Consider the following 278-nt stretch of genomic DNA (forward strand, 5'->3'; position numbering starts at 1 on the left):
ATCCGCACCGCCGCGGGCACGACCTTCGTCGCCGGGGGCGACGTGGTGTTCGACGACGAAAGCATCGACCACACCGGCGGCGAGGCCGACGCCAACTACGCCGGCACACTCGGCGGCAGCTTCACCTTCGCCACCGGCTCGACCTACAACACCCTCGGCGGCCGCCCGTCGATCAACGCGATTGACGGCGCATCGCTGACCTTTGAAACCGGCGTGCTCAACCTCGGCGACACCGACCGCTGGACGCTCAACGGCGACGGCACCGGCACGGTTACGGT

Annotated in this window: 1 protein-coding gene; it reads left to right on the top strand. The window is 69.1% G+C overall.

The features are described 5' to 3' along the window. Nucleotides 1-278 (top strand): hypothetical protein (locus R0J87_RS19865; protein ID WP_498888407.1); only part of this gene is annotated, 278 nt, incomplete at both ends.

This window comes from Halomonas sp. SIMBA_159 (genome assembly GCF_046536035.1).
GTDB classification, from domain to species: Bacteria; Pseudomonadota; Gammaproteobacteria; order Pseudomonadales; family Halomonadaceae; genus Vreelandella; species Vreelandella venusta_A.